Genomic DNA, 16,071 nt, shown 5'->3' on the forward strand with positions numbered 1-16,071 from the left:
CTCCCGTCGAGTGGTAACGGATCATGCCTTCTGCAATGAACTTCGGCGGCTGGACGAAACCCAGCCGAGTAGCACCAGTGCGGCCATGCCGCACCCACGATGAGATAACAGCCCGTACTTACAATGCCACCGATCAGACCCTGGTCGCGGCCGAACAGTCCAAGCGCCCGCGGCAATCACTGCCGGCCGGGTGCTACTGCAAGGGTGTGCGGTTGTCGACGAATCGGCGGATGACCTTGTCCCAGCCCAATGACTCGAGGAGTTCCGCGGCGGCGGCCCGCGACGTGAGTGGCCGAAGCACGTCGATGTCGAGGTCGCCGGTGGTGCCCAGGACGTCGTCGAGGCGCAGGCAATCGACGTATCCGTAATCTGTCCAGGGTTCGACGTGGCTGTCCCAGTCTGCGGTGTCGGCGTACGGCCCACCGAGACGCAGCTTTCCGCTGCGGTGGATCATCACGTACCGGGGCACCACCTGCATCGTTTCATTGGCAGTGGCCAGGATCATCGCGGGGCCGGCGGCGGGATCTGCTGCGGCGATCCGGCGGTCGAAGGAAGCCGTCTTGACCGTTGCGACCTCGACCAGCGCCCGCACGTAGACCCATCGAGCCCGCTCGACCGAGCCCGCCCACGCCGATTCCTCGTCCGCGCAGGAGAACACGTTCTCGGCCTGGGTCCTGATGAGCAGCCTCGTCCCCACCCGCTCGTGATCGACGACCAGGTCTCCATCGACGATGAGTCCGTCGTCGTACTCGCGGACTCCGGTGATCGTCGCCACCGCGAGCACCTCGTCGTCCGGCGCGGTGACGAACAGTTCACGCTCGGAGCGGACGCTGTCGGCATCACCGGGAAAGGGGCCGCGACCTCGGATGAAGGCTTCGTGCTGAGTCGATTCGGCCCGAAATCCTGCCTCGGTCATCCCCAACGGATGATCGCGCACCTCTCGCAGGTTGCCGAGCCGAATCCTCGACGCCACAGGTCGATCCTCCCCGTTTCATCTCCGGCGCACCGCCGGGCGACCCTATGATCATAGCCGTTGACCTGCGGTGATGCCTCATCAGCGTAACCACTGCTTCCCCAGTAGGGTCGCAGTATCTGTACGACCGACCGAGGGGGACCGGTGACGGGTTCTGCGTCCGAAAAAATCATCTCGCCCGCATCACGCGCGTTCTGGGACCGCAGTTTCGCGGGTCGTCGCGCCCTGTTCGAGGAGCTTCGTCAGCGGTCGCCGATCGAGTTCCACACGGAAACAGCCGGTCCGGGCTTCTGGTCGGTCGTCGGATACGACGACGTGGTGGCGGTGAGCCGGAACCCGGAGGTCTTCTCCTCGGCCAAGGGCTTCACCATCGACGATGTCCCGGTCGAGATCCTCGAGTTCGCCATGTCGATGATCGCCATGGACAACCCCCGTCACCAGCGTCTGCGGGGCATCGTGCAATCGGCATTCACCGCCACCTCGGTGCGGGGCATCACCGAGCGGATGCGCGGCGACGCTGCGCAGATCGCCGCGGACCTTCCCCGCGATGCCGAGTTCGACTTCCTCCCCGACGTCGCGACCCGGTTGCCGGTGCAGGTGATCTGCGAGCTGCTCGGGATCCCGGAGAGCGATCGGCCGATGATCCTGGCCGCGGCGGCCGACGTCATTGCCGGAGGTGGTGATCAGGAGTTCGTCACCGCACCCGGCGGCGCGGCCGGCCTGGGCCAGATCTACGGATACGCCCTCGAACTGGGCGAGAGACGCAAGGCAGACCCCGGCGAGGATCTGACGTCCCGGCTCGTGTCGACGATGGTGGACGGCGAGACCCTCACGCCGACCGAGTTCGGTTCGTTCGTCATCCTGCTGATCACGGCTGGTTTCGAGACCACCCGGCAAGCGTTGGCCTGGGCGCTGCATCTGCTCAGCGAGCACCCCGACCAGAAAGAATTGCTGCTCGCCGATTTCACCGGCCACATCGACAACACGATCGACGAGGTGATCCGCTTCGCCTCCCCGGTGCCCTCCATGCGGCGCACCGCGACCGTCGACACCGAGCTCGGCGGCGCCCACATCGCGGCGGGCGACAAGGTGGTCATGTGGTACCTGTCCGCGAACCACGACGAGCGCGTCTTCGACGGTCCGGACCGGTTCGACATCACCCGGGCGAACGCCGGCAAGCATCTCGGTTTCGGCGCGAAAGACATCCATCACTGCCTGGGCATCAACCTCGCACGGCTGGAGCTGCGTGTCATGCTCGAAGAACTTTTCACCGCCCACCCCGCACTCCACGCTGTGGGCGAACCGGAACTGCTGCTCTCCGCGTTCATCAATGGCGTCGCCGCACTGCCGGCCCGGACACGTGACGGACGATGAGGTTCACGCAGGCCGCTGCCCGGCAATCATGACGAGCGGCATATCGGTGATGCGGGATACGTGCTCGTCGACGAGATCGTGTCGGCTCGCGAGGTCACGCGCCTCGTCGAGACTGATGGAGCGGCCGGCGATCCAGGTGTGGAAGATCGCGAGATTGATGCTGCCGAGAACGCGCGGCGCCTTGTAGTTCTCGACGAACTTTTCGGCGTCCTCGAAACTCGTGCTGCGGTCCGCGTCGGTGATCAGCAGCGGGCCACCCGGTTTGAGGACGCGCACGCACTCGGCGAGCCCGGCCTCACGCGACGACCAGTGCTTGATGGAGCCGTAGCTGATCACGCCGTCGAAGGTCTGGTCGGCGAAGTCGAGCTGCGTGGCGTCGCCCACGTCGAACCGGACCCGGTTGCCGTAGTGACGCATGCGTTTGGTGGCGCGCTTGATCTGGGCCTCCGACAGATCGAGACCGAGAATGTGCACGTCGGGGCGCTGGTCGGCGAGGTAGTTCGTGAACAGCGCCCCGCCCGATCCGACGTCCAGAATGCGGGCGTTGGGTGGGAGATGCGGCAGGAAGTACTCGTCGATGACGTGGCGTGAGCGGTAGACGGCCGGTGCCACGATCGTCTCGTACATCCAGGCGTGAGCCGGCGTGTAAATCGCGGTGATGGGGTCGAACGGTGCCATCGGCATGGGCGCGCTCCTCGTCGATATCCGGGTTCCCACGGCGCTCGAACCCGTGCGGGTCGACTGGCTGCGCCGTTGTCGCTTGAAGATTAACGGGTGCGGGGTCGGTTTTGCAGGACTGCCGGTTGCATGGCAGGGCTGTGAACAGGGGTGATGAGGTGTCGGTCCCGGTGCAGTCGATCTCCTGCGAGCACGAGTCCGGAAAACGCGTCAAGAATCCGGAACTTTCTCAAGGGACGATTATGGACACGACGTCTATTTGTGGATACTGTCGCCAGCATTGGCTCCTGTGATGCGGACCACGCGAATCGCAGGGTGACTCGTCGAGAGGACGCAGATGGCACTGGACGTCTCCACCACGCCCACGCTGAGGGCAGGTCGGCGGAACCGGGGTAAGAACCTGGGTCTGCTCACGGCCTCCACCGCGATGGACAACGCCGAGAACAGCATCACCACGGTGCTGTTCCCCCTGATGCGGGAGGCGCTGGGGCTCTCGTCGTCGGCGCTCGGCGTCATCGTGGCGGTGTCCAAGGCGGTGGGAATCTTCGCCGCGGTTCCGTGGGTGTTCCTGGCCAAACGATTCTCGCGGCGTGCGGTGCTTGCGACGTGCTCGGGCTTCTGGGGTGTGTGGGTCGTCCTGGCGGGCCTGTCGAGCAGTTTCACCCAGTTCGTGATCCTGTACGGCATCGCGGCTGCGGGCTTCGCAGGCGCCGGGCCCATCGCTCTCGAGATCATGGGCGACCTCTACGACGACAGACGGCGGGGCCGGGCCACCGGGATGCTGTATGGCGGCGTCGCCATCATCACCGGGGTGAGCGCCCCGCTGTTCGGCCAGCTGTCGGGATTCGACGACGGCTGGCGGTACGGCTACGTCCTCTCCGGATGTATGTGCATTCTGATCGGTGTTCTCGTCGTCGTGTTTCTCGACGACACGCGGCCGGGCCGGGGCGAGCGCGGAGCCGGCGAAGCGGCGATGAAAGCGGAGGAGAAGGCGCAGAACGTCGTCGCCGGTGTGCGGGAGCTGCTGCGCATCAAGTCGTTCCGCTACATCCTGGTGCAGCGGCTGTTCTCGGGGCAGAACGTGATGATGAGTTTCGGCGTCGTGTTCCTGGTGGAGGAGCGCGGATTCTCGACGGCCACTGCAGCGATCGCGGCGACGCCGTTCGCGATCGGGTATCTGCTCGGAACCGTCGTCGGCGGGCGCCTCAACGACGCCGTGCACCGCCGGTGGCCCGCGAGTGGGCGCGTGATGATGCTGCAGGCCAGTCAGTTGGCCTTCGCGGCAGCGGCATTCGCCGAACTGCAGATGCCGACGTCGTCGATCGGATACTTCGTCGCGATCTTCGCGGTGGTCGGGTTCCTGCAAGGGCAGGTGCCGGTGGTCAATCGTCCACTGATCATGGCGGTGGTGCGCCCGGAACAGCGGGCGCTGGCGTTCGCGGTGTCATTGTCGACGGTGGAGGCGCTCGCATACGCGGGATATGCGCTGCTGGTCGGCTATCTGGGCGATGCGATCGGGTTGCAGGGAGCGCTCCTGCTCGTGACCGTGGTGCTCACCGTTGTCAACGGATTGTGCTCGGGTCTGCTGTACCGGCCGTACGCACGAGACAGCGCCGCCGTGCGCGACTGCCAGGTGGCGTCTTCGTCCTACGCGGGTGAGCCGTCGAAGCCGGATGCCCAGTAGCGCCCGCGCAGCGACAGCTCCAACAACATTTCGGTGACGGCTTCCGGTGTGAGCGGTGGCGGATCGGACTCGAGCCACCACTGCAGCACGGCCACCTGTTCGCCCACCCACGCCCGCGCCAGCACTTCCATGTCGATGCGGGGTGTGACCCCGTTCGCGGCGGATCGGGCCGAGAAGATCTGGGCGGCAAGGGCGGTGCGTTCGTCGACGAATCTCCGCAGTGCGCGCCCGTCGCCCTCGCCGCGCAGTACGACACGGTAGGCGTCGCGTTCCTCGGCGGCGTGCCGGAACATTTCGAGTACCGGTTTGCCGGTGAACCCCACCGAGGAGTCGGACACGAGGGGCCGCAACCGCTCCTTCAGGTCCTCGCCGAGGTCGGCGACGATCTGGCCGAGCAGTTCGTCCTTGTCCGTGTAGTGCGTGTAGAACGTCGCGCGGCCGACGTCGGCGCGTTCGGTGACGTCTTCCACGGTGACCGCGGAATAGCCCCGTTCGAGCACGAGCGCGACGAGTGCGTCGCGCAGCAGCCGCTTGGTGCGGCGCACACGCCGGTCTTCGGTGGCCACGGTGACTTCCGCCCTTCGTCTCACGCCAGCAGTCCCGTCAGCATAGTGCACCCTTGACATCGCGCCCGATGCTGGACACTATGTCCAATAACGATCAACACGTCGATCTTGGAGCCTGCATGAATCTCGGTACCTACCTCACCCGGAGTGCGAAGTTCCGGCCGGACAGCGAGGCCGTGGTGTGCGGCGAGAGTCGCCTGACCTACCGGGAACTCGACGACTCGACCAACCGTCTCGCCTCCGCGCTGATGCGCACCGGCCTCGGGATCGGCGACGCAGTGGCCACGTTCGCCGGCAACTGCGGAGAACTCGTCGTGACGGAGATGGCCGTGTGCAAGGCGGGATTCGTGCGCGTGCCCGTCAACGCGCGCCTGGGAGCCGACGAACTCGGCCACGTCCTGCGCGACGCGAACGTCACGACGCTGTTCGTCGACCCCGCGCACGCGGACGTCGCGTTGAAGGTCGTCGCGGACCTGGGCCTCGACATCGCCGTCTACGACTACGGGAACAGCGCACCCGGCGCGGACCGGTACGCGGATCTCCTCGCCGACGGACTCGGCGATCCCGTCGCCGTCGACCTCACCGAAGACGCGCCTGCCGTCCTCAACTACACCTCCGGGTCCACCGGAAAGCTCAAGGCCGCCGTGCAGACGTACGGAAACCGACTCGCCAACATGCGCAAACGCCTGATGAGCCCGACGGGTGCGCCCACCGAGACGGACCGGTACCTGGCCCCGGGGCCGATCACCCACGCCTCCGGGATGATGATGCTCGGCGTGCTCGCCCGCGGCGGCGCGGTCGTCGTCCTGCCGGCCTTCGACACCGAGTTGTTCCTGCGCACCATCGAGAAGGAACGCATCACCACCACCTTCGTCGTTCCGACGATGCTCAACATGCTGATGGACCATCCCGCCGCGAACGACGTCGACCTGTCGAGCCTGCGGTGCGTCGGTGTCGGCGGCGCCCCGGTCTCACCGCAACGGCTGCGCGACGCCGTCGCGATGTTCGGCCCCGTCATCATGCAGGGATACGGTCTCGGGGAAACGACGAGTGGCATCACCGTGCTCACCTATGACGACGTCGTGCGAGGCGTCGAATCCGATCCGGAACTGCTGATGTCGTGCGGGCGGCCGATATTCGACACCGAGGTTCGCGTGGTGGACGACGCAGGCAACGAACTGCCGGCCGGCGGGATCGGCGAGATCGTCGCGCGCGGCCCCGACTGTGTGCGCGAGTACTGGCACGAGCCGGATCTGAGTGCCGAGACCTTCGTCGACGGCTGGGTCCACACCGGGGACGTCGGATACTTCCGCCACGACGGATACCTGTTCATCGTCGACCGCAAGAAGGACATGATCATCTCGGGCGGGTTCAACATCTACTGCAGCGAGGTGGAAGCCGCGCTGTACGAGCACCCGGCCGTGTCCGGCGCGTGCGTCGTCGGTGTCCCCGACGAGAAGTGGGGCGAGGCAGTCAAAGCCGTCGTGGTCACGCGCACCCCGGTCACCGAGGACGAGCTGATCGAGCACTGCGCCGAACGCCTTGCGCGCATGAAGAAGCCCCGCTCGATCGACTTCGTCGACAGGCTCCCCGTCAACCGCAACGGCAAGATCGACCGCAAGTCGGTGCGCGAATCCTACTGGGCGCAGGCCGCCCGCCACGTCAACTGAAAGCGGAGCCTTCGATGACCTTCACCCTGAATCCCACCTACGATCACAACCCTCGCCTGCACGACCTCGTCGCACGGCTGCGGAACTACCTGGACGGCGAACTCGCCGACTACGAACGCGAACTCGGCGTCACCCCCGAGAGCGTGTACACCCGCGAGACGCTCGAGCCGGTGTGGCGACGCAGCCGGGAACTCGGCTTCTACGGTGTCAGCCTGCCCGCGGACCTCGGCGGCGCGGGACTGTCGTTCACCGAACTCGCCGCGCTCAAGGAAGAAGTGGGCGCGTCACCGCGGGTGCTGTCGACCTCGGTACTCGGCGACATGGGCGGACCGCTGCGGGTGGGCAGCATCTTCCAGTACGCCACCGAGTACCAGATCGAGAAATACCTGCTCCCCGTCACGCGCGGCGAACGCGCGTGCTGCTTCTCACTCACGGAGAACGATGCCGGCTCCGACGTGCGCGGCATGCTCACCATCGCCACCCCGGACGGCGACGGTTGGCGCCTGACCGGACACAAGGTGTTCTCCACCGCCGGGCCGTTCGCGGACTTCTCCATCCTCATCGCGAAGATGGCGGACGACGGCGACGCCGACCCGCGCTACTCCGCGTTCCTCGTCGACCTGGACACCCCGGGATGCACGGTGCGCCAAGGCGAGACCCCGATGTCGGGCCAGCACATCGAGGCCGACATCGTTCTCGACGACTGCTACGTCGGACCGGAACAGTTGCTCGGTGACGTGGGGCAGGGGCTGAAGATCGGGCTCGGACGCGTCACGGTCAACCGACTGCTGCATTGCCCGACCGCTCTGGGCGGAGCACGCCGAGCCCTGGAGTTGGCCGTCGACTACGCCCGCACCAGGCAGGTGCAGGGCGCGCCGCTCGGCATGCTGCAGAGCATCCAGCACCGGCTCGCGGACATGGCAACCGACTACTACGCGGCTCGGTCGATGACCTACGACGCACTCGCCGCGCTCGACCGGGGCGAGCGGCCGCGGATCGAAGCCTTCATGTGCAAATTGTTCGTGGCGGAGAAGGCGTTCGCGATCGCCGACGCCGCCGTGCAGATCCACGGCAAGTCGGGAGTCGTCCGCGGCAGCGAGGTGGAATCGCTGTTCCAGCGTCTGCGGATGTTCCGGATCCTCACCGGATCCTCCGAGATCCAGAAGAACGGCATCGCACGATTCCTCCTGCTCCCGTGAGCGCCGACACGGAGACGGAGCCCGACTACCGGTTCACGCTCGCCAACGAGCGGACCTTCCTGGCCTGGATCCGCACCGCGCTCGCACTTCTGGCCGGCGGGGTCGCGGTCAGCCAGTTCTACCTGCCGCGCGGCGGGTCCGCGTTCCACGACGCGCTGGGCGCGGTCTGCATCCTGCTGGCCGCACTCGTCGCGGTCGGTGCGCTGCTGCGGTGGCGGTCGGTGCAGTCCGCGATGCGCCGCGCCGTGCCGCTACCGGCATCGCGTCTGGCTCCGGCCGTGGTCGCGGGTGTGTGTCTCGCCGCCGCGCTCGGCGTCGTCTGGGCGGCGACGTGACCGCGCTGCCGGGGCTGCAGGCCGAACGCACGGTGCTGGCGTGGCGCCGCACACTGCCGGCGGTCTGCCTGTGCCTCGCCGCACTCGTGCGCGCCGCGCTCGTGCACCCGCACATCGCCCACGTCGTTGCGGTAGCCGGAGCCTGCGTCGCTGCCGCGTCGGTGGTCGCAGGCGCCGTGACGCGGCACCGCCGATACCGCCGGCGCATCGACGACCCCCGCCCACTCGCCCTTCTGATACCCGCCGCTGTCAGCCTCGCCGTTGTCGCGACGGCCGGCGCCGCCCTTGCCGCACTGGCCTGACAAACCGATGTCCCGCGGGACATCTCCAACCCGTATCCCGATCCGACAGAGGAGATCAGCTGTGTCGCAATTGCCACTCGCAGAACTGAAATGGACGCTCGGATTCACCGATCCGGCGCAAGTCCGCCGGCAGGCGACCACCGTCGGCGAGACCGGCCCCACCCGTCGAGTCTGGCGCGGCGACGGTTCGCGCTGGGAACTGCCGGAGCAATTGCAGGACCTCTCACGGCTCGCCGTCGAGACCGGCGGCGGCGGAGCGAGCACCCTGTACCAGTTCCTCGTCGACTCGCATTCGGACGGGATGATCGTGCTACACCGCGGCGCGGTCGTCTACGAGCAGTACCTGCACGGCCTTCGCCGTCAGGACCTGCACCTGACCGCGTCGATGGCGAAGGCGTTCATCGGCCTGCTCGCCGGGATTCTGGAGGACCAGGGGTTGTTCACGCGGGACGATCAGGTCGCCACGTACGTTCCCGAATTGGCGGGAACGGCGTTCGGCGACGCCACCATTCGTCATCTACTCGACATGACGACACAGGTGGCCTACGGGGGACGAAAATTCCATCGTGAGGTCGAGGCGCACCGGTGGTGGGCAGTCGTGGCCCCCGCGATGCGGCCCGACGGATACGACGGCCCGACGACCCTGCTCGACCGATTGACGACGGCCCGCGCGACCGGCCCGTACGGTGAGGTCTTCCACTACGAGAACGGAAGCTGTGAGGCGATGGGCGCGCTGATCAGCCGCGTCACCGGCGCGACCGTCTCGGAACTGATGAGCGAGTTGCTCTGGTCGAAGATCGGCGCCGACGAGGACGCCCGGTACATCCTCGACGCCGCCGGCGCCGAAACCGCATGCGGAGGGTACGCGGCGACACTCCGGGACATCGCCAAGGTGGGGGAGATGCTCCGCTGCGGTGGCGCTCTCGGCGAACGCCAGATCGTCCCGGAGTCGGTGGTGCGTGCGATCAGCACCGTCCCCGAGGGAGCCACCGCTCAGGTGCGGTTGCCGCGTGCGTCGGCGAATTCGCCTGCCACGATGAGCTACCGGGACTACTGGTGGATTCTCAACGACCCGTTCGACTCCTTCATGGCCAGCGGAATCCACGGCCAGCGGTTGTTCGTCTCCCGCGAACTCGACCTCGTCGTCGCACATTTCGGATCGCAGATCATCTCGCCGTGCGTCGCGACGCCACCGTTCCCGGCGGTGTTCACCCGGCTCGGGACACACCTGTCGGGGTCACCGGTGAAGAATGTTGCCGACCAGGTCACCGACGGTGAGAAGCTGCTGGTCCTCGAAGAAGCGGCCCTCGAGGCAGAGGCCCACTGACAATCCCTCAGCGGTAGCCCGGCCGGGGACGGACAGCATCGGGACCCCGGCAACCGAACCCGGGGCCGAGTTGCGCGTCACCGTGGGGAACACCGGCTGGGGTCGCCCGTTGACGTCGATGGTGTCGTCCTGTCCGATGTGAGGCGGAAGAACGTGAACGGTGGGAGCGATCAGCGCGTGCACCCCGGCGGCGGCAAATGTCTCCTCATACAGACGCCGAAGTTGCCACCGTCTGCGGCGCGCCTGCTCATACGCCGATGCGGTGACCCGGGTGGCGGCGATGGACTCGAAGATCGCCCGCACATCCGGCGATCCGATCGCGTCGGTCAGATCCGCGATGTCGACGGGGCCGGTCTGTCCGCGACCATTGTTCACCCGCGCCGCGAGCAAGCGTTCAGCCTCGTAGAACACCAACTCGATTCCAGGCTCCGCCGCGAGCGTCAGATCGTCGGGCATGCACAACTCCACGATCTTCACACCACTCGAGCGCAGGTCGTCGAGCGCGAGGTGCGTCGCCTCCGCGACCGCGGGTTCCATGTCGTCGTACCGGCTCGCGACGGTGCCCAGTACCAGATCGGCTGGATCCGGCATCCCGATCATCGGACTCGTTCTGGTGATGACGCGGTCGACGAGGCGCACGTCCTCGACCGTCCGGGCGTGAATGCCGATCGTGTCTCGCGAGAACGACAGGTTGACGACGCCGTCGCTCGGATACCGGCCGGTGGTGGGACGGAATCCGACGATCCCGCAGAACGCCGACGGTATGGTGACCGATCCTCCGGTGTCGGTGCCGAGACTGAACGGCACCGTTCCCAGCGCCACCGCCGCAGCGCTGCCTCCGCTCGATCCGCCGGCCACACGAGAGACGTCCAGCGGGTTCCGGACCGGACCGTACGTGGCGTTGTTGCTCGTGATCCCGAAGGCGAGTTCGTGCAGATTGGTCTTGCCGACGACCACCGCTCCGGCCTCACGCAACGTGCTGACCACACCGGCGTCGATATCGGGGACGTCGAGTGCGAACAGCGGGCTCCCACCTGTGGTCGGCATACCGGCCACGTCGATGTTGTCCTTCACCGCGAACGGCACACCCGCGAGCTCACCGTCGGCAATGGGTGGATCTACGTGGTCCACCACCGAGATGTAGGCGTTGTGCGAGATTCTCGCGGCCACCGCCGCACCCTGGCAGTCACCCAGAAGCGCTCGGCGCCTGTGTGACTCGAAGCCGAGCCATTCGCTGAACGTGAAAGTCATCGTGATTCCTTCGGGTGATGAGATCGACAAGGCGTTCGGCTAGAACCCGCGGCCGGGATTGAGCAGCATCTTCGGATCGAGTGCCCGTTTGATGCTTGCCTGCACATCGAGCGAGACGTCGTCGAGTTGGTGGGTGAGCCACTCCCGCTTGAGTTCTCCCACGCCGTGCTCACCGGTGATGGTTCCGTCGAGGGCGAGCGCTGCAGCGCAGATGCGGTCGGCGGTGACCATCGCCTGATTGCGGGCGTCCTCACCGAGGTCGGGAAGCAGGAGCATCGGGTGGACGTTGCCGTCACCGGCGTGACCGACGGTAGCGATGCGGACCCCGGTGTCCTCCGAGATGTCGGCGATGGTGGACAGGAGTTCGGCCAGCCGTGTTCGCGGAACGCCGACGTCTTCGATGATGGTCGGAAATTGCTCCATCGTGGCCCATCCCGCGAGCCGCCGGGCCTGGAGCAGCATCTCCGACTCCGCGGGATCCGACGTCGACACGGACAGGTCGGCCCCGGCATCGTCGCAACACGCGACCATCCGATCGACCTGCGCGAGAGCGTCGGCTCCGTCTGCCTGGCCGATCACGAGAAGTGCTGCGCCCCGGTCCAAGTCCATTCGCTGGTAGTCCTCGACCGCGTTGATCGTCGCGTTGTCCATGATCTCGAGCATGCTCGGGGAAACCCCGTCGGCGAAGATGGAGTTCAAAGCCCGACCGCCGGCGTCGAGTGTCGGGAAGCTCGCCACGAACGTCGCGGTGGCCGCGGGCTTGGGCCGAAGCCGGAGAGTCGCCGCGGTGATGATGCCGAGGGCGCCTTCGGAGCCGACGAAGAGCTGAGTCAGGTCGAGACCCGCGACGTTCTTGACGGTCTTTCCGCCCGTGCGGAGCACGCGTCCGTCGGCGAGAACGACCTCGAGTCCGAGAACGGAGTTGCGGGTGACCCCGTACTTCACGCACCGCATGCCGCCGGCGTTGGTCGCGAGATTGCCACCGATCGTCGACACTTCGAAGCTTCCCGGGTCGGGTGGGTAGAACAACCCGGCGTCCGCGACCGCCCGGCCCACGTCTGCGTTTACCACTCCGGCTTCGACCACCACGGTGTGGTTCGTCGAGTCGAACTCGCGGATCGAGTCCATGCGCTCCATGCTCACCACGACGCAGTTGTCGAGAGCGGTTGCTCCGCCGGACAACCCGGTTCCTGCGCCGCGCGGCACGACGACAGTGTCGGTCTGCGTTGCCCACTTCATGATGCTCGACACCTGTGCGGTCGTGCGGGGACGCAGGACGGCGATCGGCTTGCCTGCCGTCACCAGATCGGCGCTGTCGCGGCGGTAGCCTTCCATCGTGTCGGGGTCGGTGACGACGATGTCGGCGGGAACGAGTTCCTTCAGGGTATCGATGAGAGTCATGCGTAATCCTCGGTCGGCATTCACGATTCGTCGAAGTTCGTACGCACTTCGATCAGGGTCGGCTCGTCGGAGGCCAGGGCGGACTTGAACGCTGTGGTGAAGTCTTCGGCAGTCGCGACCGCGGTGCCGCGCACGCCGTAGCCTTCGGCGAGGTGGACGAAGTCGATTCCCGGGACGTCGAGACCCGGAGTCTCGCCGGTGTTCAGGATCTTCGAGAACCCGCGCAGCGCACCGTAAGTGCCGTTGTTCAAGATGATGACGACCACCGGGATCTTGTACTGCGCGGCGCTCCACAGAGCGGTGATGCCGTAATTGGCGGAACCGTCTCCGATCAGGCCGATGACCTGACGGTCCGGGGAGGCGAGTTGCGCCCCGACAGCGGCGGGAAGCCCGAAACCGAGACCTCCGGACGCGGGGAAGTAGTAGCTGCCCTGGTGCGTGAGATCCATCTGCGACCAGAACGCGTCGGACGTCGACGTCGATTCGTTCACGTAGATCGCGTCGTCCGGAGCGCCCGCTCGGACCAGGGCGAACAGATGGGCGGGATCGAGTCCGGCACCGACCGAGACGGGCTCCTCGATGTTCCCGAGCGGGGGAAGTGGGGAGCGGTCGCTGGGTTTCACCATGTTCGCGAGGATTTCGAGCGTGCTCCCGACGGGGGCGACGTACGCCTCACCGATCGGGGCGCGCGCCGCTTCTCCGCCGTCGTCGGTGACGTGGATCAGCCGGGCGCCGTCGGGGAGGTAGTTGCCCGGAACGTACTGGTGGTAGCGGAACACGGGCGCTCCGACGACGAGGATGAGATCGTGCCCCTCCAGGGTCTTCGACAAGTCACCGACGCCGGCGGGCAGAATGCCGCGGAAGGTCGGGTGCCGTGTCGGGAACGGGCAACGTGAGGGGGACGGGGCGATCCACACGGGTGCGCGGAGTTTCTCGGCCAGGAGCACCGCATGGGCGTTGGCGTGATCGGCGTCGACCGCCGGGCCGAGCACGAGAACCGGGTTCGTGGCCGACTCCACCGTCTCGATCAGATCGCTGATCTGATCACCGGACAGGGAAGCGGCACTGTGCACGTCGCGCCCGACGAGACCGGCGGATTCCGCGGGAGCTTCCGCCGCCCAGTCGTCGTAGGGAACGGACACGTAGACCGGCCCCTTCGCGGGCAGGAGCGCGGTGTGGATGGCCTGATTGATGGTGCGCGGCACGTCTTCCGCGCACGAGGGCTCGCTGCTCCACTTGACCAGCGGCTTCATCAACGTGCCTGCGTCGACGTTGGACAGCATGACCTCCTGCCCGATCGTCGATCGAACTTGCTGGCCTGCGGTGACGACGAGCGGGCTGTGCGAGTAGACCGAATTGGTCAGCGCGCCCATGGCATTGCCGGAGCCGGACGCGGCGTGCAGATTCACCAGAGTCGCCTCCCCGGTGACCAGCGAGTACCCGTCCGCCATCGACAGGACGGCGCCTTCGTGCAGACCGAGCACGTAGCGGAAGTCGTCCGGCATTCCGGAGAGGAAGGGGAGTTCGTTCGATCCGGGGTTGCCGAACACGGTGGTGAGCCCCCGGGCCCGCAACAGTTTGTACGTCACTTCACTCACCGTTGCCATCGGTTCTCCCTCGTGTGATCGGCGACACCGCCTGTGTCTCCGCGTCCACGCTAACGCTCCTGGGACAATAGCTCCAATGAATGTTTCCAATAGGGGCATAGAAGGTATTCATGTACTTGGTGAACGCAGTCTGCCGGCCGACCGCGGTGTGACGCGATCGGCCGGCAGACCCGAGGGGTGTGCGATTGTCAGAACGGGAACTGTTGCGCCACAGAGCGGCTGGTGCGCCACTGCCACTGGGTGAACTCGTCCCAGCTGCTCTGCGTTCCGAATCGCGTGCCGTTTCCGGACGCTCCGGTACCGCCGAACGGCGCATACGCGTCGTTGTTCAGGGTCTGGTCGTTGATGTGGACCATGCCCGTGCGGAGCTGATCGGCCAGGCGTTCTCCGCGTTCGACCGAACCCGTCTGAATTGCGGCGACCAGACCGTACTCGGTGTCGTTGGCGACGGCGATCGCTTCCGCCTCGTCCTTGACGACCACGACGGGAGCGACCGGACCGAAGATCTCTTCCTGGAAGGCCGGCATGGACGGGGTGACGCCCGCGAGAACGGTCGGCCGGTAGAACAATCCCTCGAATGTTCCGCCGGTGCGAATCTCGGCTCCGGCGTCGCGGGTTGCCTGGACGATGCGATCGACGTTGGCGACCTGGTGCTCGTTGATGAGGGGGCCGAGCGCGACCTGACCGGTGTTCGGGTCCCCGACCGGGAGGTTGGCGGCGCGCGCCGTCAGCTTCTCGAGGTACCGATCGGCCACCGATTCGAGGACGATGTGCCGTCCGGCCGTCATGCAGACCTGGCCCTGGTGGAGGAAGGAGCCCCAGGCGCCGGCCGAACTCGCGGCATCGAGGTCGGCGTCGTCCAGGACGATCAGGGCGTTGTTCCCACCGAGCTCGAGCGAGACGCGCTTGAGTGTCCGTCCCGCGGTTGCACCGACCTGGCGTCCGACGGAGGTCGAGCCGGTGAACGAGATCAGGGAGACGACAGGGTGCTCGGACAGCGCCTGCCCGGGCTCGGCGTCCCCGGCGAGTACGTGCAGTACTCCTTCCGGCAGTCCGGCTGCCGCGAACAGCTGAGCGATCACGACGCCGCCGCTGATCGCGGTCTGCACGTCGGGCTTGAGGACGACCGCGTTACCGAGAGCGAGGGCGGGTGCGACCGCCCGCATCGCCAGGACCAGCGGGAAGTTCCACGGGCTGATGACGCCGACGACACCCAACGGAACACGCCGTCCGATGCTGACGCGGCCTTCCTGGCTGGTGGGCAGGAGGTGACCCCACGGCTGGGTGGGCAGGGCCGACGCTTCCCACAGCTCGGAGAGCACCAGGTCGACCTCGAAAGCGGCCTTGCCCGGGACGGCGCCGCCCTCGCGGATCAGCCAGCGTTCGACCTCGGCGCGGTTCGCGTCGAGTGTCATTGCGGCCTTGCGCAATACGTCCGCGCGGGCGTGACCGGTGCGGGCGGCCCATGCCGGCTGAGCGGCCGCGGCGCGGCGGGCGGCGCGGTCGATGTCGGACGCGTCCGCTGCGCCGATTTCGCCGAGTACGGCGCCGGTGGCGGGCTCGGTCACCTTGATGCTGCCGCCCGAGGCGGTGACCCAGTTGCCGTCGAAGATCTTGCCGGACCAGGTCTCGCCGCCGAGAAGGTCAGTCATGTCAGCTCCCATTCATAGAGTCGATAATGTCGATCACTTCACGGGAACGAAG

The 16,071-nt window shown here is 66.9% G+C and carries 14 protein-coding genes; 7 read left to right on the forward strand and 7 right to left on the reverse strand.

What is annotated here, in order from left to right; all coding sequences use genetic code 11:
- Window positions 1–193: 193 nt before the first annotated feature.
- Complete coding sequence (locus tag ACFVJ3_RS16260; RefSeq protein ID WP_378452999.1) at window positions 194–973, reverse strand: hypothetical protein; 780 nt, start codon at window positions 971–973, stop codon at window positions 194–196.
- Between the two features lie 144 nt (window positions 974–1,117).
- On the opposite strand from ACFVJ3_RS16260, the gene ACFVJ3_RS16265 reads away from it, so the two are divergent.
- Window positions 1,118–2,347, forward strand: a complete 1,230-nt coding sequence (locus tag ACFVJ3_RS16265; protein ID WP_378453000.1) for a cytochrome P450 — start codon at window positions 1,118–1,120, stop codon at window positions 2,345–2,347.
- Window positions 2,348–2,350: 3 nt separating this feature from the next.
- Here ACFVJ3_RS16265 and ACFVJ3_RS16270 read toward each other — a convergent pair whose 3' ends face one another.
- A complete protein-coding gene (locus ACFVJ3_RS16270) occupies window positions 2,351–3,031 on the reverse strand; it encodes a class I SAM-dependent methyltransferase (RefSeq protein ID WP_378453001.1) in 681 nt (226 codons plus the stop codon).
- A gap of 331 nt (window positions 3,032–3,362) precedes the next feature.
- On the opposite strand from ACFVJ3_RS16270, the gene ACFVJ3_RS16275 reads away from it, so the two are divergent.
- Window positions 3,363–4,709, forward strand: a complete 1,347-nt coding sequence (locus ACFVJ3_RS16275) for an MFS transporter (protein ID WP_378453002.1) — start codon at window positions 3,363–3,365, stop codon at window positions 4,707–4,709.
- On the opposite strand, the gene ACFVJ3_RS16280 is transcribed toward ACFVJ3_RS16275, so the two are convergent.
- Entirely contained in the window at window positions 4,673–5,275 is a 603-nt protein-coding gene (locus ACFVJ3_RS16280) for a TetR/AcrR family transcriptional regulator (protein WP_378453003.1), read from the reverse strand. The genes ACFVJ3_RS16275 and ACFVJ3_RS16280 overlap by 37 nt on opposite strands.
- Window positions 5,276–5,394: 119 nt before the next feature.
- Between ACFVJ3_RS16280 and ACFVJ3_RS16285 the strand changes: the two genes are divergently transcribed.
- The 5 genes from ACFVJ3_RS16285 (at window position 5,395) to ACFVJ3_RS16305 (ending at window position 10,108) form a co-directional block, all read left to right on the forward strand.
- The gene (locus tag ACFVJ3_RS16285; RefSeq protein WP_378453004.1) at window positions 5,395–6,945 is read left to right on the forward strand and encodes a long-chain fatty acid--CoA ligase; all 1,551 of its coding nucleotides are present in this window, start codon (window positions 5,395–5,397) and stop codon (window positions 6,943–6,945) included.
- 14 nt (window positions 6,946–6,959) lie between these two features.
- The gene (locus ACFVJ3_RS16290) at window positions 6,960–8,144 is read left to right on the forward strand and encodes an acyl-CoA dehydrogenase family protein (RefSeq protein ID WP_378453005.1); all 1,185 of its coding nucleotides are present in this window, start codon (window positions 6,960–6,962) and stop codon (window positions 8,142–8,144) included.
- A complete protein-coding gene (locus ACFVJ3_RS16295; RefSeq protein WP_378453006.1) occupies window positions 8,141–8,479 on the forward strand; it encodes a YidH family protein in 339 nt (112 codons plus the stop codon). The genes ACFVJ3_RS16290 and ACFVJ3_RS16295 overlap by 4 nt, the downstream gene beginning before the upstream one ends.
- Window positions 8,476–8,781: a DUF202 domain-containing protein gene (locus ACFVJ3_RS16300; RefSeq protein ID WP_378453007.1), complete on the forward strand. Its 306-nt coding sequence runs from the start codon at window positions 8,476–8,478 to the stop codon at window positions 8,779–8,781. Before ACFVJ3_RS16295 ends, ACFVJ3_RS16300 begins: the two co-directional genes overlap by 4 nt.
- A 61-nt stretch (window positions 8,782–8,842) precedes the next feature.
- On the forward strand, window positions 8,843–10,108 hold the full coding sequence (locus ACFVJ3_RS16305; RefSeq protein ID WP_378453008.1) for a serine hydrolase domain-containing protein: 1,266 nt from the start codon (window positions 8,843–8,845) through the stop codon (window positions 10,106–10,108).
- On the opposite strand, the gene ACFVJ3_RS16310 is transcribed toward ACFVJ3_RS16305, so the two are convergent.
- From ACFVJ3_RS16310 to ACFVJ3_RS16325, 4 genes are all read right to left on the reverse strand, one after another.
- Complete coding sequence (locus ACFVJ3_RS16310) at window positions 10,019–11,359, reverse strand: amidase family protein (RefSeq protein ID WP_378453009.1); 1,341 nt, start codon at window positions 11,357–11,359, stop codon at window positions 10,019–10,021. The two genes, ACFVJ3_RS16305 and ACFVJ3_RS16310, sit on opposite strands and share 90 nt — an antisense overlap.
- A 39-nt stretch (window positions 11,360–11,398) precedes the next feature.
- Window positions 11,399–12,760 (reverse strand): FAD-binding oxidoreductase, encoded by a 1,362-nt coding sequence (locus tag ACFVJ3_RS16315; RefSeq protein ID WP_378453010.1) that lies wholly within the window; start codon window positions 12,758–12,760, stop codon window positions 11,399–11,401.
- 20 nt (window positions 12,761–12,780) lie between these two features.
- The gene (mdlC, locus tag ACFVJ3_RS16320; RefSeq protein ID WP_378453011.1) at window positions 12,781–14,367 is read right to left on the reverse strand and encodes a benzoylformate decarboxylase; all 1,587 of its coding nucleotides are present in this window, start codon (window positions 14,365–14,367) and stop codon (window positions 12,781–12,783) included.
- Between the two features lie 188 nt (window positions 14,368–14,555).
- Window positions 14,556–16,019: a benzaldehyde dehydrogenase gene (locus tag ACFVJ3_RS16325; RefSeq protein ID WP_378453012.1), complete on the reverse strand. Its 1,464-nt coding sequence runs from the start codon at window positions 16,017–16,019 to the stop codon at window positions 14,556–14,558.
- Window positions 16,020–16,071 lie beyond the last annotated feature (52 nt).

The organism is Rhodococcus sp. NPDC127593, assembly GCF_042671975.1.
Classification (GTDB): domain Bacteria; phylum Actinomycetota; class Actinomycetes; order Mycobacteriales; family Mycobacteriaceae; genus Rhodococcus_F.